Origin of the sequence: Rathayibacter sp. Leaf299, assembly GCF_001423055.1 — a bacterium.
Classification (GTDB): domain Bacteria; phylum Actinomycetota; class Actinomycetes; order Actinomycetales; family Microbacteriaceae; genus Rathayibacter; species Rathayibacter caricis.
This window is the reverse complement of sequence record NZ_LMNT01000003.1, coordinates 216,051-237,837: the sequence shown is the minus strand read 5'-3', so window position 1 is coordinate 237,837 and position 21,787 is coordinate 216,051. Positions and strand designations below refer to the sequence as shown.

Here is a 21,787-nt window from a genome sequence, read left to right as displayed (position 1 = left end):
CAGCGCCTGAGGGCGATCGGCGGTCACCGGATGGATACCCTGGCCGGATGAGCACTCCGCGCCCCCTCGAGCAGTCCGCGAAACTCCGGAACGTCCTCTACGAGATCCGCGGGAAGGCCCTCGTCGAGGCGTCGCGGCTCGAGAGCGAGGGGCACCGCATCCTCAAGCTCAACACCGGCAACCCGGCCGGCTTCGACTTCGAGGCGCCGCACCAGATCGTGCGCGACATGATCGCCGCGGTCCCGAACGCGCACGGGTACAGCGACAGCCGCGGGATCCTCTCGGCACGCCAGGCCGTCACCTACCGCTACGAGGAGATCCCGGGCTTCCCGCCGGTCGATCCCGAGTGGGTGTTCCTGGGCAACGGCGTGTCGGAGCTCATCACGATGACTCTGCAGGCCCTGCTCGACGACGGCGACGAGGTGCTGATCCCGGCGCCCGACTACCCGCTCTGGACGGCGATGACGAGCCTCGCCGGCGGCACGGCGATGCACTACCGCTGCGCGGAGGAGGACGCCTGGCAGCCGGACCTCGAGGACATCCGCTCGAAGATCACGCCGAAGACCAAGGCGATCGTCGTGATCAACCCCAACAACCCGACCGGGGCGGTCTACAGCCGCGCCGTGCTGGAGGGGATCGTCGCCGTCGCCCGCGAGCACTCGCTGCTGCTGCTCGCCGACGAGATCTACGACCGCATCCTCTACGACGACGCGGTGCACATCCCGCTCGCGTCGCTCGCACCGGACCTGCTCTGCCTGACGTTCAACGGGCTGTCGAAGACGTACCGGGTGGCCGGCTACCGCTCCGGATGGATGGCGGTCACGGGGCCGCGGGCGCACGCGGAGGGGTTCCTCGAGGGCATCACCCTGCTCGCGTCGACGCGGCTGTGCCCCAACGTGCCCGGGCAGTACGCGATCCAGGCGGCGCTGTCGGGCGTGCAGTCGATCGAGGCGCTGGTCGCACCGGAGGGGCGGCTGCACCGCCAGCGGGACGCCGCGTGGTCGGGGCTCGAGCGGATCCCGGGCGTCTCGTGCGAACTGCCGCGCGGTGCGCTCTACGCGTTCCCGCGGCTGGACCCCGAGGTGCACGACATCCGCGACGACGGGAGGCTCGTCTACGACCTGCTGATCGCGGAGCACATCCTGCTCGTGCCGGGGACGGGGTTCAACTGGCCGACGCCCGACCACCTCCGCATCGTCACCCTGCCCGAGGAGCGGGTGATCTCGGAGGCGATCGAGCGGCTCGGCAACTTCCTGTCGTCGTACCGGCAGTAGTCGCACGCCGGGCGGGTCAACCCAGGAGTGCGCGCAGGTCCTCCACCGTCCGGCCCTCGAGGGTCGGCCAGAGTACGTGATCGGCGCCCTCGGCGAGCGCCACCTGGTGCGGGACCCCGACGGCCGCTGCACCCGAGGCGACGGCGGCGGCGAGACCCGTCGGGGAGTCCTCGACGGCCGCGCAGTCCTCGATCGCGACTGCGAGGCGGCGGGCGGCGAGCAGGTAGGGCTCGGGATCCGGCTTCCCGTGGACGACGTCGTCGCCCGTGACGATCTCGGCGAAGGAGACCACCTCGGCCAGCGCCTCGGCGACGATCGAGGCGAGTCGCCACGACGAGGTGGTCACGATCGCCTGCGGGATCCCCGCGGCCGTGACGGAGCGGAGCAGTTCGCGCGCTCCGGGTCGCCACGCGATGCCCGCGCGCAGGGCGGCCGCGACGTCGCCCTCGAGCGCGTCCTCGATCGCGGCGTCGTCGAGGTCCACCCCCGCCGCGCGGAGGGCGACGGTGGTCTGCTCCAGGGTCGATCCGACGAGCGCGAGCGCGTCGGCGTCGCTCCAGACTCCGCCGGAGCGCTCGACCAGGGCGTACTGGGCGGCGATCCAGGCGGGCTCGGAGTCGACGAGGGTGCCGTCCATGTCCCAGAGGACGGCGGCGAGCACCCGGCTCACTGCGCGGCCTCCCCGCGGGAGCGGCGCGTACTCAGCACGGGGGAGAGGACGACCGCCAGGACCGCCGCGAGCGGGACGACGGCCAGGCCGGCGCGCAGGCCCGCGCTGTCGGCGATCAGTCCGACGAGCGGCGGCGACAGGAGGAAGCCGAGCCGCATGAGCCACGAGACGAGAGTCACTCCGGTGCCGGCGCGCAACCCCGGGATCTCATCGGCCTCGTGCATCGCGGCGGGGACCGTCGTCGCGAGACCGAAGCCGACGGCGGCGAAGCCGAGGATCGTGCCGGGGACCGAGGGGAGCAGGAGAGCGAGACCCATCCCGATCCCGGCGATCGCTCCTCCGGTGCGCACCACGGCCCGCTGACCGAAGCGGTCGACCAGGCGGTCTCCGAGGGTCCGGCCGACGAACTGGGCGCCGACGAGGGCCACGAAGCCGTAGGCGGCGACGGGGGCGCTCGCTCCGAGATCGGCCGACAGGTAGAGGGCCGCCCAGGTCGAGCCCGCGTCCTCGACGAGCGTGCCGGCGATGGCCACGCCGACCAGCGCGGCGAGGACGAGGGCGACCCGCGCGCCGACGCGGGCCCGCGGCGTGCGGTCGCCGGCCACGGGATCCGGTCGGGCCTCGTCGTCGCGGCCCGGGAGGCAGAACCGCAGCGCGACCAGCGCCACGATCGCGAAGAGGGTTCCCGAGAGCACGAGATGGAGGGAGCGGGGGACACCCAGCGCGAGGGCGCCGGCCGCCATCGAGCCGCCGAGCACCGCTCCGATCGACCACACCGCGTGGAAGGAGTTGATGATGGAGCGGCCGTAGCGGCGCTGGACCCGCAGCCCGTGGGTGTTCTGCGCCACGTCGGTGATCGCATCGGTCGCACCGGCCAGGAGGAGTGCCGCGGCGAAGGCGAGCAGGGTCGGCGAGAAGCCGGCGACCATCGTGCCGATCGCGGTCAGGACCGTGCCGGCCACGGCCGCGCGGCCGCTCCCGAAACGCCGGATCACGGAGGCGGAGGCGAGGCCGGCAAGGACCGCGCCGGTCGGGAACGCCGCGATCGCGACTCCGTACGCCGCGTTGTCGAGCAGGAGGTCGGACTTGATCTCGGGGAGTCGGGGCACGAGGTTGGCGAACAGCGCGCCGTTGGTGAGGAACAGGGCCGCGACGGCACCGCGGGCGCGGCGGGCCTCCCTGGTCGGAGGAGCGGAGTCGGGAGCAGGCATGCGTACGAACGTACACGTCATGTGTACGATCGTGCACATGGAGTGCTTCGCAGAAGACGATCGGACGGACCGGCGGACGCCTGCCGGCTCTCCGCGTGCGGTCGGCGATCCGGAGGCCGACCGGTGAGCGGGGAGGACCGGGTGCGCGCGGTCCGGCGCACCGACCCGCATCGGCGAGATCGGATCATCGACGCCTGCCTCGACGTGATCGCGGAGGTCGGCGTCTCCGGGACGTCCCACCGGCGCGTGGCCGCGGCCGCCGATGTCCCGCTCGGCTCGATGACCTACCACTTCGCCGGGATGGACGAGCTGCTGCACGCGGCGTTCGCGCGCTTCTCCGACTCGGTGGCGGCCCAGGCGCAGCGCCGGATGGACGGCGCCTCGACGCGGGACGAGGCGCGGCAGGCACTGGTCGACCTGGTCGTGCACGATGTCTTCGGCAGCCAGCGCGAACTCGTGCTGACGCACGAGCTGTACACGCTCGCCTCCCGGCAGCCCGAGTTCCGCGCTCTGACCCACCGCTGGATGGCGCGGACCCGCGCGGCGCTCGAGCAGCACTTCGATCCCGCGACCGCGCGGATGCTCGACGCGCTGATGGAGGGGCTGACGATCCACCGGGCGCTCGACGACGAACCGGCGGACGACGCCCTGGTGGCGGAGGCGGTGCGCCGCCTCCTCGCCTGACGCCGTCAGGGACGCCGCTGAGCTTCCCTTCGGCGCGGGGCACGTCGGTGACGCTGGTCGATCCCCTCCGTCGTCCTCAGCACGGCTCCTCCGATCCTGCGGCACCGGAGTAGCATCGGCCCGTTCCCGCCGACGAGAGGACCGCCATGACCCCGAGCGACGAGATCGACGCGCTGATCGCCCGCACCCCCGACTGGCGCGGGGAGGTGCTCGCGGAGCTGCGCCGAGTCGTCCTCGCCGCCGAGCCCGGCATCGTCGAGGAGTGGAAGTGGATGGGATCGCCCGTGTGGGAGCTCGACGGGATCCTTTGCGTCGGCGACGTCTTCACGGCGAAGGTCAAGCTCGGCTTCCTCTACGGGGCCTCGCTGCCCGATCCGCACGGGATCTTCAACGGCGAGCTGGGCGGCAACCAGCGCCGCTCGGTCGAGTTCGGCGAGGGCGACACGGTCGACGCGGAGGCGCTCGCCGAGCTCGTCCGCGAGGCCGTGGCGCTCAACCGGCGGAAGGTCGCCGAGCGCGCGGCCGCGAAGGTCGCGAAGCGGGAGGCTGCCAAGGCCGCCCGGGCGGCCGCGAACGGCTGATCCGGCCGCGCACGTTCGGTCGCCGCCGAGCCCGGATCAGGCCCGGGCGGCCTTCACGTAGGCGACGAGCGCGTTCGCGTGCCCGTGGCCGAGTCCGTGCTCCGACTTCAGCCACGCCACGACCTGCATGTGGGGCTCGGAGTCGAGGCGCTCGTCGACGAGATCGAGCCACTCCTGCACCGGTCGACCGTAGGTCTTCTCGATGCTGGGGAAGTAGGAGGCGGGTCCCTTCGGCTTCGAGCCGTCGGCGGGCGGTTCCGGAGCGAGAACGCGGTCGGTCATGGCGACACCCTAGCCAGCGCCCGCCCGCGGCACGAGTGCCCGCGCGAGGGGGCACCGCTCCGTAGGCTCGGAGCGTGACGGTGGAGCGGACGGACGTGCTCGTGGTCGGCGGCGGGCCCGTCGGGGTGTTCCTCGGCGCGCTGCTCGCGCAGGCGGGCGTCGGCGTGCAGGTGTGGGAGAAGCGGGCGTCGGTGCCTGCGGGATCGCGCGCGATCGGCATCCATCCGCCGTCCCTCGACGCGTTCGAGGTGATCGGAGCGGCGGAGCCCGTCCTCGCGGAGGCGGCGCTCGTGACGCACGGCGTCGCGCGCAGCCGGGGCCGCGATCTGGGCGTCCTGTCGTTCGCTCGCGCGTCGCGGACGCATCCCTACGTCGCGACCCTCGATCAGCACCGGACGGAGACGATCCTCCGCGGCCGGTTGGACGCCCTAGACCCGACAGCCCTGCGGACGGGGATCGAGGTGAGCGGCCTGCACCGTCGCGGGACGCAGGTCGAGGTGACGGGCACCGGCCGGCACGGCGAGGCGATCGAGCTGCACGCCTCCTTCGTCGTCGGGGCGGACGGCGCCCGGAGCGCTGTGCGGGAGCTGCTCGGCATCAGCGTCTCCGGCCGCGACTACTCCGATCGTTACGTGATGGGCGACTTCGCCGACCCCGAGGTGGCCTCGCTGGCGTCCTCCGCTCTCGTCGACGTCGGTCCGGAGGGCGTCGTGGAGTCCTTCCCCCTGCCCGGCGGTCGGCGGCGCTACGTCGCGCTCAGCGGACCGGACGCCTCGCTCGGTGCCCCCGCCTGGCGCCCCGACGCGGCTCCGGACACGACGGCGGCGGCCGCGCTCGCCGCGGTCGTCCGCGCGCGCACGGGAGCACCTGTCGACGCGGCGACCTGCACGATGCTCAGCGGCTTCCGGGTCCGCCGGCGCGAGGCGGGCCTCGTCGGGATGGGGCGCGTGGTGCTCGTCGGCGACGCTGCGCACGAGATCAGCCCGATCGGCGGCCAGGGGATGAACCTGGGCTGGCTCGATGCGGCGGAACTCGCTCCGCTCCTGGTGCACGGCGTCCGCTCGGGAACGGCCGGCCCGTGGTCCGCCTTCGCCCGTCGACGGATGCGCGTGGCGCGCCGGGCCGCCCGACAAGCCGAGCTGAACATGGCGCTCGGTCGGCCGCTGGGAGCCGTCGCCCATCGAGGTCGCACGGCCCTCCTGCGCACGCTGCTCGCGCTGCCGACGTCCGATCTTCTGGCGCGCGTCTACGCGATGCGCTGGTCCTGATCCGGGTCAGGCCACGAGACGGGCGCCCGAGAGCCCCAGCTCGACGACGAGCACGAGCGACGCCGCGATCACCAGGCGGAAGAGCAGACGCGTCGGGGGTCCGGTCAGCACGAGGCGGATCCCGACGGCGGCGAGCGCGATCACGGCGAGGGCCCCGGCGACGGCCAGCGCGATGCCCGGCCCGCGCACCGCCTCCGCACCCCCGATCTGACCGAGAAGAACCAGGAGCGCGGCGACGACGAGGGAGCCGAAGGCGACGACGCCCGAGAGCCGGAGTCCCAGTCGGTGCGGGAACCCGCGGACGCCGGTGGCCTCGTCGTCGACCAGGTCCGGCAGCACGTTGGTGCAGTGGATCGCGACGCCGAACACGGCTCCGGTCGCGATCGCCCAGACGGCCGGGAGGGGACCGCCGCCGGCCGCGACGGCGACGACGGGGAGGAGGCCGAACGCGACGACGAAGGGGAGCACCGAGACGGCTGTGCGCTTGAGTCCGGCGTCGTACGCCCAGCCGGCCGCGACCAGCACGATGTGGGCGATCGCCGAGACCGGGCCGAGCAGGAGCGAGAGCACGACCGAGACGGCGGCGGTGACGATCGCGGCGGTCCGCACGGCGCGGACGCTGATCGCTCCGACGGCCGCCGGCTTGTCGATGCGACCGACCGCGCGGTCGCGGTCGACGTCGATCCAGTCGTTCGCGAGCCCGATCGAGAGCTGCCCCGCGAGCACGGCCAGCGCGACGAGCACCACCACGGGGAGGGGTCGACCCGCCGCGGCGGCGAGCACCGTGGCGAGGACCGTGACGGTGACGGTGGGCCCGGGGTGCGACGAAGCCAGGAGGAGGCGCACCCGGGACGTCATCGCCCCAGCCTACGGGCCGCTCCCGTCGTTCAGCCGACCGTGACCGCCGCGCTGGAGGGCCTGCGACCGTGCCGCATCCAGACGAAGAACCCGAGCAGCGTGAACGCTCCGTAGACGACGTACATGAGGCCGGAGGCGTAGTACCCGGCCGAGAAGAGCAGGGGCACGCCCACGACATCGACGGCGACCCAGATCAGCCAGAACTCGACCCACCCCTTCGCCATGCCGTAGGTCGCGAGCAGCGACCCGGTGAAGATCCACGCGTCGCTCCACACCGGCTCGTACGAGCCCAGGGCGCGGAACAGCGGAGTGAGCACCGCGGTGCCGCCGACCATCCCGAGCACCAGGAGCGCGCGGGTCCGCCAGGACGCCCACCGCGGCTCGATCACGGTCGGCGACGACTCCGGGCGGTGCGTCCACCGGTACCAGCCGTAGACGCTCACGATCATGAACATGACCTGCCGTCCGGCCTGTCCGAGCAGGTTCACGGGGTTCGGAGTGCCGAAGAGGGCGCCCATGAAGACCGTGAAGAGCAGGGCGTTGCCGACGAGCCCGACCGGCCAGGCCCAGACCTTCCGCCGCATGCCGCCCAGAGCACTCGCGAGCCCGAAAGCGTTGCCGATGACCTCGCGCCACAGCACCCTCTGGTCGCCCAGGACGATCTGCGCATCGAACAGCCAGTGCACGAGCTCCACGTGATCCTCCTCAGCCCCCTCGTGCAGCAACCGAGGAGGGCCGCGCATTCCCGAGGTCAGAACAGCGAGTAGACCACGTCGAAGCAGACCGCCGCGGCCGCCGTGACCGCGAGTGACGCGAGCACGACCAGCGGGCCGGGCCTGCGACGCAGGACGGCGAGCAGGAGGAACCCGACGCCGAGCACGATCTCGAGCCACCAGTAGACCGGGCTCGTGGTGTCGGCGACGGCGCCCAGCGCCCAGATCCCCTCGCCGATCAGCACCCCCGAGAGCGGAGCGACAGCCGGCACCCGCCAGGCGGTCGTGCCGTGCAGAGTGAGCGCCGCGGCGGCTCCGAGGATCGGGCCGGCGGGGACGGCGAGCAGCCAGAACGGATCGGAGAACGGCGGCGACCAGCCGAAGCCGCGCCAGCCGGTGACCAGGTCGTAGCCCTCGAGCATCGCGAGGAACGAGACGAGGCCGACGACCGCGCCGGGCACGGGACGCACCCGCGTGAGCCGCACGAGGGCGAACACCAGCATCGACCAGCCACCGGACGAGTTGGCGAACGAGTTCAGCGCGGGCGGGAGGACGGTCTGCAGGAGGCTCGTCGCCCCTCCCAGCAGCAGTCCGCCGACGAGGGCGAGGGCGAGGGCGGACAGCAGGGAGGATCGCGAGGCGGAGGGCACGCTCCGATCCTGTCGGACCGCGCGGCCGAGCGGATCGGGGAGAACCCTGATTCCACACCGGCCCGTGCCGGGACGGGCTCAGTCGGCCCGCACCGACACGTTCTCGCCGAGCGGCGTCCAGTCCTCGAAGGAGGAGTCCTCCGGCCCGCCGCCGTCGGGATGGAGCTGCACCGTCCAGGCGCCCGGACCCGACGACACGGTCCCTCCGCCCGTCGTGCAGGCGCTGCTCGACTGAGCGCCGGCGTCGACGATCACGCACTGATCGCCGCGTTCGACGGAGGAGCCGAGGTACACCTCCAGGCCCTCGACCGAGCCCGCGTAGCGCGCCGACTCCGGATCGATCCCGTCGGTGACGACTCCGAGATCCGGCAGTACATCGGTGTCGGTGCGCTCGCGACCGAAGTCCGAGAACGCGATCGGTCCCGCGCATCCCGAGAGCAGCGGCACCGCCGCGAGCACGACCGCGAGCGCGGCGATCCGTCGTCCGTCCCTGGTCCTGCTCCGCGCCATCGAGGCCCCCTTCGCGCTGCGGTCCGCCCACCCTAGCGGGGGAGCGCGATGCCGGGGCCACGAGGGCTCAGGCCGAGCTCTCCCGCACGATCAGGCGCGGCGCGGCCATGTACTCCTCGGCCGCCGTGGTCCCGCCCGCGATCCGGTAGACGAGCCGCTCGACCGCGGTGCGCGCCATGAAGGCGTGGTCGGGATCGATCGTGGTCAGCCTCGGCACCGTGTACTCGCCCTCGAGGATCGCGTCGAAGGCGGCGACCCTGACCTGTCCCGGCACCGGGATCCCTCGATCCGCGAGACCCCGGAGGACCCCGATCCCGACGGTGTCGGTGATGCAGAACACCCCGTCGAAGGGGACGCCGCGGTCGAGGAAGTCGCGGATGCCCCGGGCACCGCCGGCCATCGTGAACTCGCCGACCTCGATGTGCAGCGCCGGGTCGACCGCGAGTCCGGCCTCCTCGTGCGCGCGACGATAGCCCTCGAGGCGCAGACTCGAGACGTCGACCTCGTCGGGTGCCGGATCGTCGACCATCACGATCCGGCGGCAGCCCTTCTCGATCAGATGGGCGACGGCCATCCGGGCCCCGTCCACGTTCGCCATGGCCACGTGATCGACCGGCCCCTCGAAGATGCGCTCGCCGAGGATCACGAGCGGATGATCGACGCGCAGCAGCTCCGTGTCGGCCGCGCCGAGCCCGACGGTGCTCAGGATGATGCCGTCGTACAGCCGCTTCCGGGAGGACGCGAGCGCCCCGAGCTCGTTCTCGCGCTGGGCGCCGGTCTGCTCGATCACGACGCGGAGGTCGTGCTTCTCGGCGGCGGCGATGATCTCGGCAGCGAGCCGGCCGTAGTACGGCCGGTCGATCTCGGGCACCGCGAGTCCGATGGTGCCGGTGCGTCCCGTCCGCAGGTTCCGCGCGGCGACGTTCACCCGGTAGTCGAGCCGCGTGATCACGTCGAGCACCTTCTCGCGCGTGGTCTCGCGGACGTGCGGGTGGTCGTTCAGCACGTGCGACACGGTCATCGCCGAGACCCCGGCCTCTTTCGCCACGTCGTGGATGGTCACCATGACGCACCTCCTCCCCTCGAGCTTCCCACGGGTGCAGGCCCGATCCCGGCACGGGAGCGGAGCCGTGCCGCTTCGTCGTCGGTGAGCGCGAGGAGCGACCCGTGGCGCGCGTCGTCGGGTAGACGCGCGCCACGGACCGGTTCGAACCCTCCGGTCCCGGGTCGGGCGGAGGAGAAGACGCGGTACCCGCGCAGGCCGAACTCATCGATCAGCAGCCAGGTCGTGGTCCCGTCGGGGGAGCGGATGACCGCGGGACCTTCGCCGCGGGCGAGCTCGGGGCGGCCAATCCCCGTCCGCACGGTCTCGAAGCGGCCGTCCAGGGACACTCCGCGCGCGAGCGTGATCGAGGTCGCGTCGGCTCCCGTCGGCGTCTCGACCGTGAAGCGGAGCCACCCGTCGCCGTCGGGGAGGAACGTCGCGTCGATGACGTCGCGACCGGTGTCCAGGGCGATCCTCGCAGAGGAGAAGCGCACGAAGTCCTCCGTCTCGACAACGAGGATCCTCTGGTGGACGGCGGTGCCGCGATCCTGCCCGGGCGGGAAGAGCGCGCTCGAGAAGAAGACCTGCCAGCAGCCGCGCTCCTCGCTCCGGTACGCCTTCGGCGCCCACGCGTTGCCCGCCTCCTCCGGAGCGACGGCTCGCAGCTGGGGATCGCCCCAGTCGACGAGATCCGACGACTCCCACACCAGGATCGACCGGCTGCCGTGCCGCACCGCCCGGTGCCAGTCGTCGACGTCCTCCGTGCGCAGGTCCGTGGCGAGCAGCACGACCCGTCCCGAGGCGGTATCCCGCACGAGGAACGGGTCCCTGGCTCCGCCCTCGCCCACGTCCGAGCGCAGAGGCCCGCCCGGCAGTGCATGGAAGACGAGCGGAGTCGCGTCCGCGCTCACGGCGAACCGCACGGCCTCCCCACCGGGTCCCGGGAGGAAGTAGGCGAGGAGGTACCCGGTCACCCCTTCACGCTGCCGGACACCAGACCGCCCACGATGTGCTTCTGCATCAGGACGAAGAAGACCACCATCGGCAGCAGCACGACGACGCTCAGCGTGAGGAACGCGGGCCAGTTCACTCCGAACTGCCCGACCGCCTTGTACACCTGCAGCACGAGCGTCTGCTTCTCGGACGAGCTGATGAAGACGTTCGGGGTGATGAAGTCGTTCCACACCCACATCGTCTGGAAGACGCCCACGGTGATGAGGATCGGCCGGATCAGGGGGAGCACGATGCGCCAGTAGATCTGCCACGGACCCGCCCCGTCGATCCGCGCGGCCTCGAAGATCTCGAGCGGGAGCGACTTCATGTACCCCTGGATCAGGAAGTAGCAGAAGATCGACCCCGCGGCGTAGAGCAGGATCAGCCCCTCCAGGCTGTCGACCAGACCGGCGCTCGCCAGGAGGCGGTAGAGCGGGATCAGCGTCGCCTGACCGGGCACCAGGAACGCGATGATCAGCACGACCGACACGATCCGGGTGAGGAGCGTGGTGCGCAGCAGCATCGCGTAGGCCGCCATCGAGCCCACGAGGAGCATGAGCGCCACCGACACGACCGTCACGTAGAACGTGTTCGCGAAGGCCCCGACGATCGGGACGGAGGCGAACACGTCGGCGTAGTTGCCGAAGTCGAGGCGGGTCGGCAGGGCGAACGGAGCGTTCGACACCTCCTGCTGCGTCTTCAGCGTGCTGACGACGATGTAGTAGAAGGGTGCGCCGACCAGCGCGGCCAGCGCGATCATGCCGATGCTGGTCAGGGCGCCCGCCACTCCGCGACGGCGCTGAGCGCGCGTGGGACGCGGGCGTCGGCGGGGGACGGGGGGATCGGCGACCGGCGGCGCCGGGGGCAGGGAGACCGCGGTGGTGGTCATGAGGTCCTCTCCTCGAATCGGCGCGAGATGAGCAGCTGCACGGCGACGATCGAGCCGACGACGAGCAGGAACACGACGGCGAGGGCCGAGGCCTTGCCGAACTGCGCCTGGCCGACTCCGTTCTGGATGATCGACTGCGTGATCGTGTAAGTCGAGAACCCCGGCCCGCCCTTGGTCAGGGTGAAGGGCAGGTCGTAGACCTTCAGCCCGCCCGTCATGAGGAGCAGCGTGCTCACCGTCACCGCGGGGGCGAGCAGGGGAAGCGTGATCGAGAAGAAGCGCCGCGGGGCCGACGCCCCGTCGATGCGGGCGACCTCGTAGTAGTCCTCGGGGATCGACTGCAGGTAGGCGAGGTAGAGGATCGCGTGCCAGCCGGTGCTCGACCAGACCCCCACGACGATGACCGAGAGCTGGGCGAGGGCGCCGTTCGAGAGCCACGGCACCGGACCGAGCCCCGCGACGGTCTCGAGCACCCGGTTGATAGCTCCGGAGCCCAGCGGCGACAGGATCAGGCCCCAGACGAGGCCGAGGATCGCGATGCTGGGGATGGCCGGGAAGAAGAGGACGGCTCGGACCGCTCCGCGACCGGCGAAGGGGCGGTTGAGGACGAGGGCCAGAGGGATCGCCAGCGCGGTGACGAGGACCGTGGTCCCGAGGCTGTAGGTCAGCGTGAAGAGGAGCCCGGCCAGCATCGCCGGGTCGCGGACGATGCTGGCGTAGTTCGCGAGTCCGACGAACTCGGAGTCGACGGAGTAGCCGTCGAAGTCGGTCAGGCTGAAGTAGAACGACTGGGCGAGCGGCACGGCGAAGAGCAGGACGAAGACGAGCACGATCGGCACGAGGAACAGGCTCGTGCTGACGGTCTCGCGACGCCGGAGCGGATCGATGCGGGCGCGCCGGACGACGGCGGCGCTTCGGCGCGGTGCGGTGAGGGCTGACATGGTTCTCCGTTCCCGGAGGGCCGGCCCGGCCGGAGCCGGGCCGAGCCCTCAGCCCTGCGACTCGAGTCGCGCCTGCAGCGCCGCCGAGACGTCCTCGGGGGAGGCCTGCCCCTGCACGAGCAGCTGGATCTGGGCGACCGCCTCGGTGCTCAGCGCGTCCTGCTCGCGCGGCCAGGCGATCGAGGGGAGGTAGAAGCGCCCCTCCTGCAGGCCGGCGAGGTTCGGCTCGAGCGCCGGATCGACGACCGGCGTGTAGTTGGCGGTGGTCGTCAGCGCGGAGGTCCCCTCCTGGTAGATCCGGACGCCCTCCTCGCTGCCGAGGAAGCTCAGGAACGCCTCCGCCTCGGCCTCGTGGTCGGTCTTCGCGTTGATCGCGAAGCCGGGGGACGCGGCTCCGGCCCAGAAGCCGGCACCGTCGAGAGTGGGGAAGGGAGCGAACTCGACGTCGAGGTCCGGGGCCTTCTCGCGGACGGCGGGCAGGTTCCACGGTCCGGCAGCGATCATCGCGACGCGTCCGTTCGCGAACTCGTCCACGATCTGGTCGCCGGTCAGGCTGACCACGTCCTGGCTCATCAGCCCGCTGGTGAGCAGCTCGCTCCAGGCGGCGAGCGGCTCGTCCCAGAGGTCGCCGAACTCGGCGCTCCCGTCGAAGATCGCCTCGTCGACCGCGCCGCCCTGCTCGGCGTCGACCGAGCCGACCATCGCCGACAGGCCCATCGGGATCTGCGTGGCGGCGTCGTAGTACGGCACGACCCCGGTGTCCTTCACGCTCGACAGCGCGTCGAGGAAGCCGTCCCAGTCGGTCGGCACCTCCGTGACGCCCGCCGCGTCCAGCAGTGCCCGGTTGTAGAGGATCCCTCCGGCCCAGGAGGAGGTCGACATGCCGTACGCCTTGCCGTCGCTGCTGTACGTCTCGGTGTTGTACGGCGACATCTCGGCCATGAACGGCTCATCGGTCAGGTCCTTCACGAAGCCGCCGTCGATGAGGTTCGTCTTGTTCTCGGCGGCGATCAGGAACACGTCCGCCGCGTTGTTCCCCGCGAGGCGGGTCTGCAGGGTCGAGACGTACTCGGCGACCGGAGGAGCGTTCGAGAACTCGACCGAGATCTCCGGGTTCGCCGCCTCGAAGGCCTCGATGACCGGGGTCATCGTCGCCTCGTTGTCCCAGGAGAAGAAGCTGAGCTCGGTCTTCCCGGAGTCGGCGCCGGCGGACCCGCAGGCGGTCAGGGAGAAGGCGCTCGCCGCGGCGACGGCGAGGGCGGCCGTGCGGAGGGCGACGGCGTGGGGGCGATGCGACATTGCATTCCTCGTTCTGTGGTGGGTGGGTGGGTGGGATCAGGAGAGAGGGAGTCGGAGGTGGGCGTGCCGGGGGACGACGGGCACGAGTCGGTCGCCGTCGTGGTGGAGAAGGTCGAAGACGATCTCGCGGTGCACCCCGTCTCCGCCCGGCACGGCGAAGCGGTGGTAGGCGATGACCCAGTCGTCCGTGCCGGGGACGCGGCAGATCGAGTGGTGGCCGGTCGCGAGGATGCCCTCGGCGGTGTTCTTCTCGAGCAGAACGCCGCCGTCGGTCCAGGGGCCGAAGGGGCTGCGGCCGACCGCCCAGCGCACGCGGTAGTCCTCCTCCCTGGTGTCGTTCTCGGACCAGGTGAGGAAGTAGGCGTCGCCGCGCCGGTGCAGGTGCGCCGCCTCCCGGAACCCGGTCGGCACCCACGAGTGCACCGCGTCCTCGTCGAACGACATCAGGTCGTCGCCCAGGCGCACCAGGTGGGCGACGGAGTTGCCCCAGAGCAGGTAGACCGCACCGTCGTCGTCGACGAACACCGATGGATCGATGGCGGTGCCGGGGAAGCGGCCGGCGGGGACGAGGGGGGTGCCGAGGTCGGCGTAGGGGCCCGCGGCGTCGGTGGCGCGGGCCGCTCCGATGCTGTTGCCCGCCGTGAAGTAGAGGTAGTGGGTGCCGTCCCGCTCGAGAGCGGCGGGCGCCCAGGCGAAGGAGTCGGCCCAGACGACGTCGCGCCCGAGGCGGAGGATCTCGCCCTCGTCCGTCCAGTCGACCAGGTCGGGGGAGGAGTAGCACCGGAAGGCCCGGGCGCCCCAGTCCTGGATGCCGTCGGTCGTCGGGAACAGGTGCCATCTGCCTCCGGAGACGACGAGCGACGGATCGGCGAGGAACCGCTCCAGAGGCGAGGGGGAGGGAGCCCTCGTGCCGGTGTCGTGCATCGCACTCCTTCGTGCTCGCGCTCCTGTATCGATACAGGGTTGATCATGTATCGATAAAGTACGTCGCGCTCGAAGCCGTGTCAAGAGAGCGGAGGAGTGGACTCATCGCCGGGGCGACGACTCCGGCGTCCGGATCACGCTGCGCCGGCGATGCCCGCGACGACCAGGCCCGCGCCGCCGAGAGCCGCGACGACGAGGGTGACCCGTCGCACCGCTGCGCCCGACACTCGGGGCGCGACGAGCATCGCCGCGATCGTCCCGATGACGAGCCCAGCCGCCGCCCAGCCCGCTCCCGACAGATCAGCCGGGGACGGGCCGAGCACCAGCAGCGTCAGCAGGTTGAGGGGGAGCGCGAACGCCTGGAGGGTCGCGCTCGCGACGACGGGTGTCCAGCGGCGCTGGGCGGCGAAGAGGGCGACGGGCGGACCGCCGGCGCCCGCCAGCACGGTGAAGACTCCGCTGAGCGCCCCGGCGAGGACCGCGCCCCGCGCGCCGTCGAGGAACGGGAGTGCACGTCCGCCTGCCACGAGCGCCGTCGCGAGCAGGATCACCACTCCCGCGACGACGGCGAGGGCCGCGGGCCGGACGGCGTCCAGCAGGAGTGCCGCCGGCACGACCAGCAGTGCCGCGGGCACGAGGAGGCGCAGCGCCTCCGCCGGACGCACGTGCCGGAACGATCGGAGGAGGACGACGGCGTTGAGGACGATCGAGAGCGCCAGAACGGTGCGGACGCCGCGGTCGTGGCCGATCGCGAGCACGAGCAGGGGAGAGGCGACCAGCGCGAAACCGACTCCCGACAGCACCTGGCACACCGCGCCGACGGCGACCACGAGCAGGACGAGCGCGCTCAACGCCTCCACGGACGGCTCCCTCTCCGGATCCGAACGGCGGCAGGAGCGACGTGGGTGATCAACGGCTCGCGTCCTGCGCGCGAGGTCGGCGGAGGCGCAGGGCGGTCCGGACGACGATCACCGCGACGATCACGAGCCAGACCCAGAGGTTCGCGGGAGCTCCGAGCAGAGACCGGTGCGCCGTCTCGCACCGCGACGCCGACGGCTCGACGGCGTCGTAGCAGGTGGAGACGGTCGAGAGCGGCGCGAGGACGAGGGTCGCCAGGAGCACGAGACCGATGCCCGTCAGGAGGATCAGCGGTCGCGACATGTCCCGATCCGATCAGATCGCGCGGCCGCAGGAGGCGCGACTCGCCCGGAGCGCACGAAGGCCCGCCGATCGGTGACCGGCGGGCCTTCGCAGGAAGGGTGGCGCGGCCCGCCCTACCTGACCTTCTTGATCGGGAAGATGACCAGCGCTCCGATGATCGCGGCGACCGCGCAGACGGAGAACCAGAGTGCGTAGTTGTTGCCCGACGGGTCGCTGACGTAGACGAGGATGCCGCCGATGAGCGGCGCGATCGTCTGGGGGAGGGCGTTGGCGATGTTGAAGACGCCGAGGTCCTTGCCCGAGTTCTCGGGGTCGGGGAGGACGTCCACGACGAGGGCGAGGTCGACGCCGACGTAGATGCCGTAGGCGATGCCGAGCAGCGCCTCGAGGATGTAGAAGGTGGGGACGTCCTGCACGAAGATCAGCGCGAAGGTCCCGATCGCGAACAGCGCGGTGGAGCTCCAGACGAAGACCTTGCGCCGCCCGATCCGGTCCGACAGCCAGCCGGCGAAGTAGCTGGCTCCGACCAGGGTGGCGGTGTAGATGAGCACGCTCGTCGTGATGACGCCGGGGATGTCCTCGGCGTCGACGCCGATGTGGTTGAGGAGGTAGAAGAATCGGAACGTCGTGAAGCCGAAGCTCGCGAAGGTGATGAGGAAGCGGGACCACCAGGCGAGCGCGTAGTCGGGGTTCTTGCGCGGGCTGACCCAGAAGGTCTCGGCCCAGTCGCGGAGGGTCGCACGCGGCGGAGCGGCGGGCAGGCGGCGGTCGGGGAGGACGACGGCGAAGACGACCATGACGATGATGGCGAGGACCGAGGGGCCGACGAAGAGGATGAGGAGCTGGTCCTGGAACGCCTGCGCGACGTAGGTGCCGCCGAGGACGCCGACGTTCTGCGCGATGCCGAGGGCCGCGGTGATCTTGCCGCGCTGGAACTTGGGCACCTGGTCGGCGATCGTCGCGATGAAGGGCGCGAGCGTCATGTTGGCGCCGAGCTGGGCGAGCGACCAGCCGACCGTGGCGAGAAGGAGGCTGGGCGCCAGCGCCATGATCACGAAGGCCACGGTCATGATGACGGTGCCGGCGACGATCCAGACGCGACGACGGCCGAAGCGGCTCGTCGTGCGGTCCGAGAGCCGACCGAAGACGACGTTGGCGATCGTGGCGAACAGGGCACCGAATCCGCCCAGCACCGCTGCGGCTCCGGTCGCACCGTTCGCGTCGATGACGCCCGCGTCGACGAACGACTGGATCTTGATTCCGATGCCGACGATCGCCGGCCCCAGCAGGGCGATGAAGAACACCAGCTGCGCCGCGAGCAGCCAGAAGATGTAGCTCCCCTTGGCGGGCTCGGTCGGCTCCGGGAAGCCCTGGTCGCGCCTGACCGTCGCGGTCGCCGTCGTCATTCCGGACGGCATACCCGCCGCGGATCCACTCGCAGTTGTCATCTCTGAGTCCTCTCACCGTTGAGTCGACGGGTCTCCACAGCCTCTGCCGAAAACCGAACGTCGTTTGGGAACTGAGTATGCACGGGGCGGATCGACGCCGCAAGAGATCGGACGCAGAAAATCCGACCGATGTATGGTTTTCACGTCGCGGCAGGGACGCCCGACGGATCGGAGCAGAACCACGACCCCGACCGCCCGCCGCGACCCCGCCGATGGCGTGCCCGCCGCGTGAGGACACGCCGGTGAGCACCCGGCCGCCGCGCGTCGGGGAGACTGTCGGAATGGCAGCAGAGCGCAGCATCCGCCACGGGCGGCTCCGGCGACGGTCGGGACGGCGGACCGCGGTGGTCGCGGTGGCGGCGGGACTGGCCGTCCTCGGCGTCAGCGCGACCTCGCTGGTGGCCATCGCGGCCGCGAGCATCAGTCGCAACGTCACCGGCAACGCCGTCGACCTCGGCGTCGAGGCCGACGGCACCGGAGGCCTGCGGCTCGGCGCGATCGAGGGCGGCTTCAGCGTCCTGATCGTCGGCACCGACAACGACGCCGCGCAGGGCGAGCAGTTCGGCGTCCGCGACGCCACGCTCAACGACGTCAACATCCTCCTGCACGTCTCCGAGGACCACGGCAGCGCGACGGTGATCAGCTTCCCGCGCGACCTGATCCTCGACCGCCCCGAGTGCACCGACCCCGAGACGGGAGTCGTCTCACCGGCCGAGACCGCCGCCTCGCTCAACCGTGCGTTCGGCGCCGGGGGACTGGCCTGCGTCAACGACACCCTGCAGGCCTTCACCGGCCTCTCCGTGCCCTACGCCGGCTGGGTCTCGTTCAACGGGGTCATCGAGATGAGCAACGCGGTCGGGGGAGTGCCGATCTGCCTCGCCGGTCCGATCCGGGACACCGACTCCGGGCTCGACCTGCCCGCAGGCGTGTCGACCGTCTCCGGAGAGACGGCGCTCGCGTTCCTGCGCACCCGCAAGGGCGTCGGCGACGGCAGCGATCTTGGGCGCATCTCCTCCCAGCAGCAGTACCTCGCCTCGCTGATGCGCACCGTCCGCTCGGCCGACACGCTCTCGAACCCGCCCGTGCTCTACGGGCTCGCCCAGGCGGCCTCCTCGAACCTGCACCTCTCGACGACGATGACGAACCCGAGCACGATGATCTCCCTCGCGCTCGCCCTCAAGGACATCGACCTCGAGCGGATGGTGTTCGTGCAGTACCCCGCGCTCGACGACCCGGACTACCCGGGGAAGGTCGTCCCGGATCCGGTGCTCGGCGCCGAGCTGATGGCACGGGTCCTGGCGGACGAGCCCGTCGTGCTCGCCCCGGCTCCGGGAGAACCGGTCGAGCCCGCGCCGCCCGCCGTCGAGCCCACGGCCGGCGCACAGGAGCCTGCTCCGCCGCAGGAGCCCGCGGCGGTCGCCGCTCCGGGCCAGACGGCCGCGGAGGAGACCTGCGCGGTCCCCTCCGGCTGAGCCCGGGGCCTCCGATCCGAGGCCTCGGGGATCGTCAGCGCGCGTCGAGCCGCTGCGCCACGTCGGCCGGGAACCCGCCCGTCGAGACGGGGCTCCAGCGCGTCGGAGTGACGCGCAGGAGGGACTTGTCCTGCAGTGCCATCGCCGCGCGGTACTCGTCCCAGTCGGGGTGCTCGCCCGCGATGCAGCGGTAGTAGTCGACCAGTCCGTCCGCGGCCTCGGGCATGTGGAGGACCTCGCCGTCGCCGTCGACCTGGATCCAGGCTCCGTCCCACTCGTCGGACAGCACCAGCACCGACACGGCGGACCGGCGTTCGATGTTCCGGGTCTTCGCGCGGCCCGGATACGTGGAGACGACGATCCGGCCCTCCTCGTCGACCCCGCCGGACACCGGCGACATCTGCGGCCTGCCGTCGCCCCGGGTGGTCGCGACGATCATCCGGTGCCGGGGCCGCACGAAGGCGAGCATCCCGGCACGGTCGACGGCGGTGTTCGTGGAGATCGTCCTGGCCATGCCTCCACGGTAGGCCACCGATGTGATGCGGCTCGCGGTGCGGAGTCAGCCGCCGCGGCGCCCGGACAGGAGCGCGTGGAGCAGCGGCACGATCGACACGATCATGAGCGCGGATCCGAGACCGCCGTCGTCGCTCCGCACCACCGCGCCCGCGATGAGCAGCCCTGCGAACAGGACGGCCGACACCACCCGGCGCACGGTCGCGTCGAGCCGGTTCAGCCGACGCTCGACGCTCGGCACCGTCACCGCGAGAGTGCCGTCCTCGAGGGTCGAGGCGAGCGACTCCAACCGGCGGGGGAGCCGCCAGAGCAGACCGAGGTTCTCGACCGCCTGCCGGCCCAGATCCTGCGCCACGTTGCCGCGCTCCTCCCGGATCAGCCGCTGCGCGTACGGCTCGACCGAGTCCCACAGGTTGAAGGACGGGTCGAGCGCACTGCAGACGCCGGAGGTGAGCGACATGGCCCGGATGATCAGCAGGAAGTTCTCGGGCAGCTGGAACGGCAGCGAGCGGACGACGTCGCCGAACTGCTCGGCGAACTGGCGGAACTCGCGCGGGTCGACTTCACGCAGCTCGGCGAAGCCCATCCCGCCGAAGCGCGCGAACAGCTGCGTCATCGCCTTCTCGAGCTCGCGGGAGTCGGCGGAGGGCAGCAGAACGCCGAGGTCGCGCGCCGCATCGACGAGGCCCTTGCCGTCGCGCGACGCGGCCGCGATGAGCATCGTGCGCAGCCCCGCCCGAGTCGTCGGCGGGACCTCGCCCATCATCCCGAAGTCGATGAAGGTGAGCCGCCAGGGCAGCTCGGCGCCGGGGGTCGGAGTGACGAACACGTTCCCCGGGTGCGGATCCGCGTGGAACCAGCCGGTCGTGAACAACTGGTCGAACATCACCGCGGCGAACACCGGAGCGACGTCGCGCGGGTCGATGCCGGCGGCGCGCAGCCCGTCGGCGTCGGTGATCTTGATCGCGGTGACGTCCTGAAGGGTGAGAACCTTGCGGGTCGAGCGCTCCCAGACGACGTCCGGCACGCCGATCCGCGGGTCGCCGGCGAAGTCCGCGGCGAAGCGGACGGAGTTGGCGGCCTCCTGCAGGTAGTCGATCTCCTCGAGGCTGGTCGCGGCGAACTCCTCGACGAGCGCGGGGGCGTCGACGCGGTCGGAGACGAGGCGGACGTGGGTGAGCCAGCGCCCGACCCGGCGGAGCGCGGCGAGGTCGACGTCGACGATCGCGTCGATCCCGGGTCGCTGCACCTTCAGGATCGCGGTGGTGTGACCGGTGTCGGCCGAGTCGAGCGGCGACAGGAGCGCCCGATGGGCCTGGCCGAGCGACGCCGCCGCCACGGGCGACTCGTCGACTCCGGCGTACGCGCGCTCCAGTGACATGCCGAGCTCGGCCTCGGCGAGGGCGCGGATGCGGGGGAAGGGGACGGGCGGGACCTCGTCCTGCAGTCCCTCGAGCTCCCGCGTGATCTCGGGCGGCAGGACGTCCAGGCGCGACGACATGAACTGCCCGACCTTGATCATCAGACCGCCCAGCTCGACCGCGAGCACGTGGAAGCTGCGGGCGAACCGCCGCATCCGGTGCGGGCGCGTGCGCAGGGCGATCACGTTCAGCCCCAGCCGGGGGAGGACCAGATCGAACCACCAGGTCACCGCGAGGTGCCAGGCGGCGAAGCGCAGGATGCGGCGGTAGCGCCGCCGCTCACTGCTCGCTCGGCGGCCCGGGTCCCCAGGACCCGGGCTGTCCGACGGCACCCGGGTCAGTCCTGCGCGAGGATCGCGTACAGGCGGCGGCGCACGTCCTCGAGTTCGGTCACGGCCTGGCGGATCTGGGCGGGGGTGCCCGAGCGCTGCACCTGCGCGGCGGCCTGCGCCAGCGCGATACCCGCCTTGGGCAGGGCGCCGGCCTCGACGCCGTCGGTCTCGGCGAAGGGGGAGGAGGTTCCGGACGCGGCGACCTGGGCGTGGCCCGCCTCCGTGAGGGAGTAGGTCTTGCGGCCGTTCGACTCGTCGGCCGAGATCAGTCCCTCGTCGGCGAGGAGCTGGAGGGTGGGGTAGACGGAGCCGGGGCTGGGCTTCCAGCTGCCTCCGCTGCGCTCCTCGATCTCGTGGATGATCTGGTAGCCGTGCATGGGCTGCTCCGCGAGGAGCGCCAGGACGGCCGCGCGGACGTCGCCGCGCCCGACCCGGGTGCCGACCCGCTTCTCGAAGCCGGCGCGCGCCTGCTCCATCGCTTGCCAGATGCTGTCGATCGGGTTGCCGGCGCCGAACGCACCGGTCGAGGAAGAGCTGTTCATGATGACCTCCGTTTCTCCGAACGATACTCAGCGACATGTACGCCGACTGTGAGCGACATGATCGGTGCGCAGTCCGACGCGAAGCTCGGGGGGACTCCCGGGCGAC

The 21,787-nt window shown here is 71.8% G+C and carries 24 protein-coding genes; 5 read left to right on the top strand and 19 right to left on the bottom strand.

The window, feature by feature from the left end:
- Positions 1-47: 47 nt before the first annotated feature.
- The gene (locus ASF48_RS12730; protein ID WP_055792206.1) at positions 48-1,274 is read left to right on the top strand and encodes a pyridoxal phosphate-dependent aminotransferase; all 1,227 of its coding nucleotides are present in this window, start codon (positions 48-50) and stop codon (positions 1,272-1,274) included.
- 16 nt (positions 1,275-1,290) lie between these two features.
- On the opposite strand, the gene ASF48_RS12725 is transcribed toward ASF48_RS12730, so the two are convergent.
- Together ASF48_RS12725 and ASF48_RS12720 are read right to left on the bottom strand one after the other, a co-directional pair.
- The gene (locus ASF48_RS12725) at positions 1,291-1,944 is read right to left on the bottom strand and encodes an HAD family hydrolase (RefSeq protein WP_235577251.1); all 654 of its coding nucleotides are present in this window, start codon (positions 1,942-1,944) and stop codon (positions 1,291-1,293) included.
- Positions 1,941-3,155 carry an MFS transporter gene (locus ASF48_RS12720; RefSeq protein WP_055792203.1) on the bottom strand — a complete coding sequence of 405 codons (1,215 nt, stop codon included), beginning with the start codon at positions 3,153-3,155 and terminating at the stop codon, positions 1,941-1,943. The genes ASF48_RS12725 and ASF48_RS12720 overlap by 4 nt, the downstream gene beginning before the upstream one ends.
- Positions 3,156-3,278: 123 nt before the next feature.
- On the opposite strand from ASF48_RS12720, the gene ASF48_RS12715 reads away from it, so the two are divergent.
- Complete coding sequence (locus ASF48_RS12715; protein ID WP_235577250.1) at positions 3,279-3,839, top strand: TetR/AcrR family transcriptional regulator; 561 nt, start codon at positions 3,279-3,281, stop codon at positions 3,837-3,839.
- Positions 3,840-3,985: 146 nt separating this feature from the next.
- Positions 3,986-4,420, top strand: a complete 435-nt coding sequence (locus ASF48_RS12710) for a DUF1801 domain-containing protein (protein WP_055792200.1) — start codon at positions 3,986-3,988, stop codon at positions 4,418-4,420.
- Positions 4,421-4,456: 36 nt separating this feature from the next.
- Here ASF48_RS12710 and ASF48_RS12705 read toward each other — a convergent pair whose 3' ends face one another.
- Positions 4,457-4,702 carry a DUF4287 domain-containing protein gene (locus tag ASF48_RS12705; protein ID WP_055792197.1) on the bottom strand — a complete coding sequence of 82 codons (246 nt, stop codon included), beginning with the start codon at positions 4,700-4,702 and terminating at the stop codon, positions 4,457-4,459.
- 74 nt (positions 4,703-4,776) lie between these two features.
- Between ASF48_RS12705 and ASF48_RS12700 the strand changes: the two genes are divergently transcribed.
- Complete coding sequence (locus ASF48_RS12700) at positions 4,777-5,970, top strand: FAD-dependent oxidoreductase (RefSeq protein ID WP_235577249.1); 1,194 nt, start codon at positions 4,777-4,779, stop codon at positions 5,968-5,970.
- Between the two features lie 6 nt (positions 5,971-5,976).
- Here ASF48_RS12700 and ASF48_RS12695 read toward each other — a convergent pair whose 3' ends face one another.
- From ASF48_RS12695 to ASF48_RS12635, 13 genes are all read right to left on the bottom strand, one after another.
- The gene (locus ASF48_RS12695; protein ID WP_055792191.1) at positions 5,977-6,828 is read right to left on the bottom strand and encodes a UbiA family prenyltransferase; all 852 of its coding nucleotides are present in this window, start codon (positions 6,826-6,828) and stop codon (positions 5,977-5,979) included.
- A gap of 29 nt (positions 6,829-6,857) precedes the next feature.
- Entirely contained in the window at positions 6,858-7,523 is a 666-nt protein-coding gene (pnuC, locus tag ASF48_RS12690) for a nicotinamide riboside transporter PnuC (RefSeq protein ID WP_082481449.1), read from the bottom strand.
- Between the two features lie 56 nt (positions 7,524-7,579).
- Entirely contained in the window at positions 7,580-8,191 is a 612-nt protein-coding gene (locus ASF48_RS12685) for a DUF6518 family protein (RefSeq protein ID WP_055792185.1), read from the bottom strand.
- Between the two features lie 78 nt (positions 8,192-8,269).
- Entirely contained in the window at positions 8,270-8,701 is a 432-nt protein-coding gene (locus tag ASF48_RS12680) for a hypothetical protein (protein WP_055792182.1), read from the bottom strand.
- Between the two features lie 67 nt (positions 8,702-8,768).
- A complete protein-coding gene (locus ASF48_RS12675; RefSeq protein ID WP_055792180.1) occupies positions 8,769-9,767 on the bottom strand; it encodes a LacI family DNA-binding transcriptional regulator in 999 nt (332 codons plus the stop codon).
- Positions 9,761-10,720, bottom strand: a complete 960-nt coding sequence (locus ASF48_RS12670) for a glycoside hydrolase family 43 protein (protein ID WP_055792177.1) — start codon at positions 10,718-10,720, stop codon at positions 9,761-9,763. Before ASF48_RS12670 ends, ASF48_RS12675 begins: the two co-directional genes overlap by 7 nt.
- Positions 10,717-11,628, bottom strand: a complete 912-nt coding sequence (locus ASF48_RS12665; RefSeq protein ID WP_082481447.1) for a carbohydrate ABC transporter permease — start codon at positions 11,626-11,628, stop codon at positions 10,717-10,719. Before ASF48_RS12665 ends, ASF48_RS12670 begins: the two co-directional genes overlap by 4 nt.
- The gene (locus ASF48_RS12660; protein ID WP_082481445.1) at positions 11,625-12,569 is read right to left on the bottom strand and encodes a carbohydrate ABC transporter permease; all 945 of its coding nucleotides are present in this window, start codon (positions 12,567-12,569) and stop codon (positions 11,625-11,627) included. Before ASF48_RS12660 ends, ASF48_RS12665 begins: the two co-directional genes overlap by 4 nt.
- A 48-nt stretch (positions 12,570-12,617) precedes the next feature.
- Entirely contained in the window at positions 12,618-13,868 is a 1,251-nt protein-coding gene (locus ASF48_RS12655) for an ABC transporter substrate-binding protein (protein ID WP_055792174.1), read from the bottom strand.
- A 36-nt stretch (positions 13,869-13,904) separates the two neighbouring features.
- Complete coding sequence (locus ASF48_RS12650) at positions 13,905-14,792, bottom strand: family 43 glycosylhydrolase (protein WP_055792172.1); 888 nt, start codon at positions 14,790-14,792, stop codon at positions 13,905-13,907.
- A gap of 134 nt (positions 14,793-14,926) precedes the next feature.
- The gene (locus ASF48_RS12645) at positions 14,927-15,652 is read right to left on the bottom strand and encodes a TSUP family transporter (protein ID WP_055792169.1); all 726 of its coding nucleotides are present in this window, start codon (positions 15,650-15,652) and stop codon (positions 14,927-14,929) included.
- Positions 15,653-15,701: 49 nt separating this feature from the next.
- Positions 15,702-15,953 carry a hypothetical protein gene (locus ASF48_RS12640; RefSeq protein WP_055792166.1) on the bottom strand — a complete coding sequence of 84 codons (252 nt, stop codon included), beginning with the start codon at positions 15,951-15,953 and terminating at the stop codon, positions 15,702-15,704.
- Positions 15,954-16,066: 113 nt separating this feature from the next.
- Positions 16,067-17,359, bottom strand: a complete 1,293-nt coding sequence (locus tag ASF48_RS12635) for an MFS transporter (protein ID WP_235577248.1) — start codon at positions 17,357-17,359, stop codon at positions 16,067-16,069.
- A 323-nt stretch (positions 17,360-17,682) separates the two neighbouring features.
- Here ASF48_RS12635 and ASF48_RS12630 point away from each other — a divergent pair, with 323 nt between their 5' ends.
- Positions 17,683-18,873: an LCP family protein gene (locus tag ASF48_RS12630; protein ID WP_082481443.1), complete on the top strand. Its 1,191-nt coding sequence runs from the start codon at positions 17,683-17,685 to the stop codon at positions 18,871-18,873.
- 34 nt (positions 18,874-18,907) lie between these two features.
- On the opposite strand, the gene ASF48_RS12625 is transcribed toward ASF48_RS12630, so the two are convergent.
- From ASF48_RS12625 to ASF48_RS12615, 3 genes are read right to left on the bottom strand one after another with little or no spacing between them, the layout of a single operon-like run.
- Positions 18,908-19,387 (bottom strand): PPOX class F420-dependent oxidoreductase, encoded by a 480-nt coding sequence (locus ASF48_RS12625; RefSeq protein ID WP_055792156.1) that lies wholly within the window; start codon positions 19,385-19,387, stop codon positions 18,908-18,910.
- A gap of 45 nt (positions 19,388-19,432) precedes the next feature.
- Positions 19,433-21,148, bottom strand: coding sequence for an AarF/UbiB family protein (locus ASF48_RS12620; protein ID WP_082481507.1), 1,716 nt, complete (start codon positions 21,146-21,148; stop codon positions 19,433-19,435).
- Positions 21,145-21,681, bottom strand: coding sequence for a PadR family transcriptional regulator (locus ASF48_RS12615; protein WP_055792151.1), 537 nt, complete (start codon positions 21,679-21,681; stop codon positions 21,145-21,147). The genes ASF48_RS12620 and ASF48_RS12615 overlap by 4 nt, the downstream gene beginning before the upstream one ends.
- Positions 21,682-21,787: the final 106 nt, after the last annotated feature.

Excerpts from the sequence above, each read along its gene's own strand:
- ASF48_RS12720 (WP_055792203.1), bottom strand. The coding sequence starts at position 3,155 with ATGCCTGCTCCCGACTCCGCTCCTCCGACCAGGGAGGCCCGCCGCGCC.
- ASF48_RS12615 (WP_055792151.1), bottom strand. The coding sequence starts at position 21,681 with ATGAACAGCTCTTCCTCGACCGGTGCGTTCGGCGCCGGCAACCCGATC.
- ASF48_RS12625 (WP_055792156.1), bottom strand. The coding sequence starts at position 19,387 with ATGGCCAGGACGATCTCCACGAACACCGCCGTCGACCGTGCCGGGATG.
- ASF48_RS12660 (WP_082481445.1), bottom strand. The coding sequence starts at position 12,569 with ATGTCAGCCCTCACCGCACCGCGCCGAAGCGCCGCCGTCGTCCGGCGC.
- ASF48_RS12675 (WP_055792180.1), bottom strand. The coding sequence starts at position 9,767 with ATGGTGACCATCCACGACGTGGCGAAAGAGGCCGGGGTCTCGGCGATG.
- ASF48_RS12650 (WP_055792172.1), bottom strand. The coding sequence starts at position 14,792 with ATGCACGACACCGGCACGAGGGCTCCCTCCCCCTCGCCTCTGGAGCGG.
- ASF48_RS12630 (WP_082481443.1), top strand. The coding sequence starts at position 17,683 with ATGGCAGCAGAGCGCAGCATCCGCCACGGGCGGCTCCGGCGACGGTCG.
- ASF48_RS12730 (WP_055792206.1), top strand. The coding sequence starts at position 48 with ATGAGCACTCCGCGCCCCCTCGAGCAGTCCGCGAAACTCCGGAACGTC.
- ASF48_RS12680 (WP_055792182.1), bottom strand. The coding sequence starts at position 8,701 with ATGGCGCGGAGCAGGACCAGGGACGGACGACGGATCGCCGCGCTCGCG.
- ASF48_RS12705 (WP_055792197.1), bottom strand. The coding sequence starts at position 4,702 with ATGACCGACCGCGTTCTCGCTCCGGAACCGCCCGCCGACGGCTCGAAG.
- ASF48_RS12710 (WP_055792200.1), top strand. The coding sequence starts at position 3,986 with ATGACCCCGAGCGACGAGATCGACGCGCTGATCGCCCGCACCCCCGAC.
- ASF48_RS12655 (WP_055792174.1), bottom strand. The coding sequence starts at position 13,868 with ATGTCGCATCGCCCCCACGCCGTCGCCCTCCGCACGGCCGCCCTCGCC.
- ASF48_RS12695 (WP_055792191.1), bottom strand. The coding sequence starts at position 6,828 with ATGACGTCCCGGGTGCGCCTCCTCCTGGCTTCGTCGCACCCCGGGCCC.
- ASF48_RS12665 (WP_082481447.1), bottom strand. The coding sequence starts at position 11,628 with ATGACCACCACCGCGGTCTCCCTGCCCCCGGCGCCGCCGGTCGCCGAT.
- ASF48_RS12635 (WP_235577248.1), bottom strand. The coding sequence starts at position 17,359 with ATGACGACGGCGACCGCGACGGTCAGGCGCGACCAGGGCTTCCCGGAG.
- ASF48_RS12640 (WP_055792166.1), bottom strand. The coding sequence starts at position 15,953 with ATGTCGCGACCGCTGATCCTCCTGACGGGCATCGGTCTCGTGCTCCTG.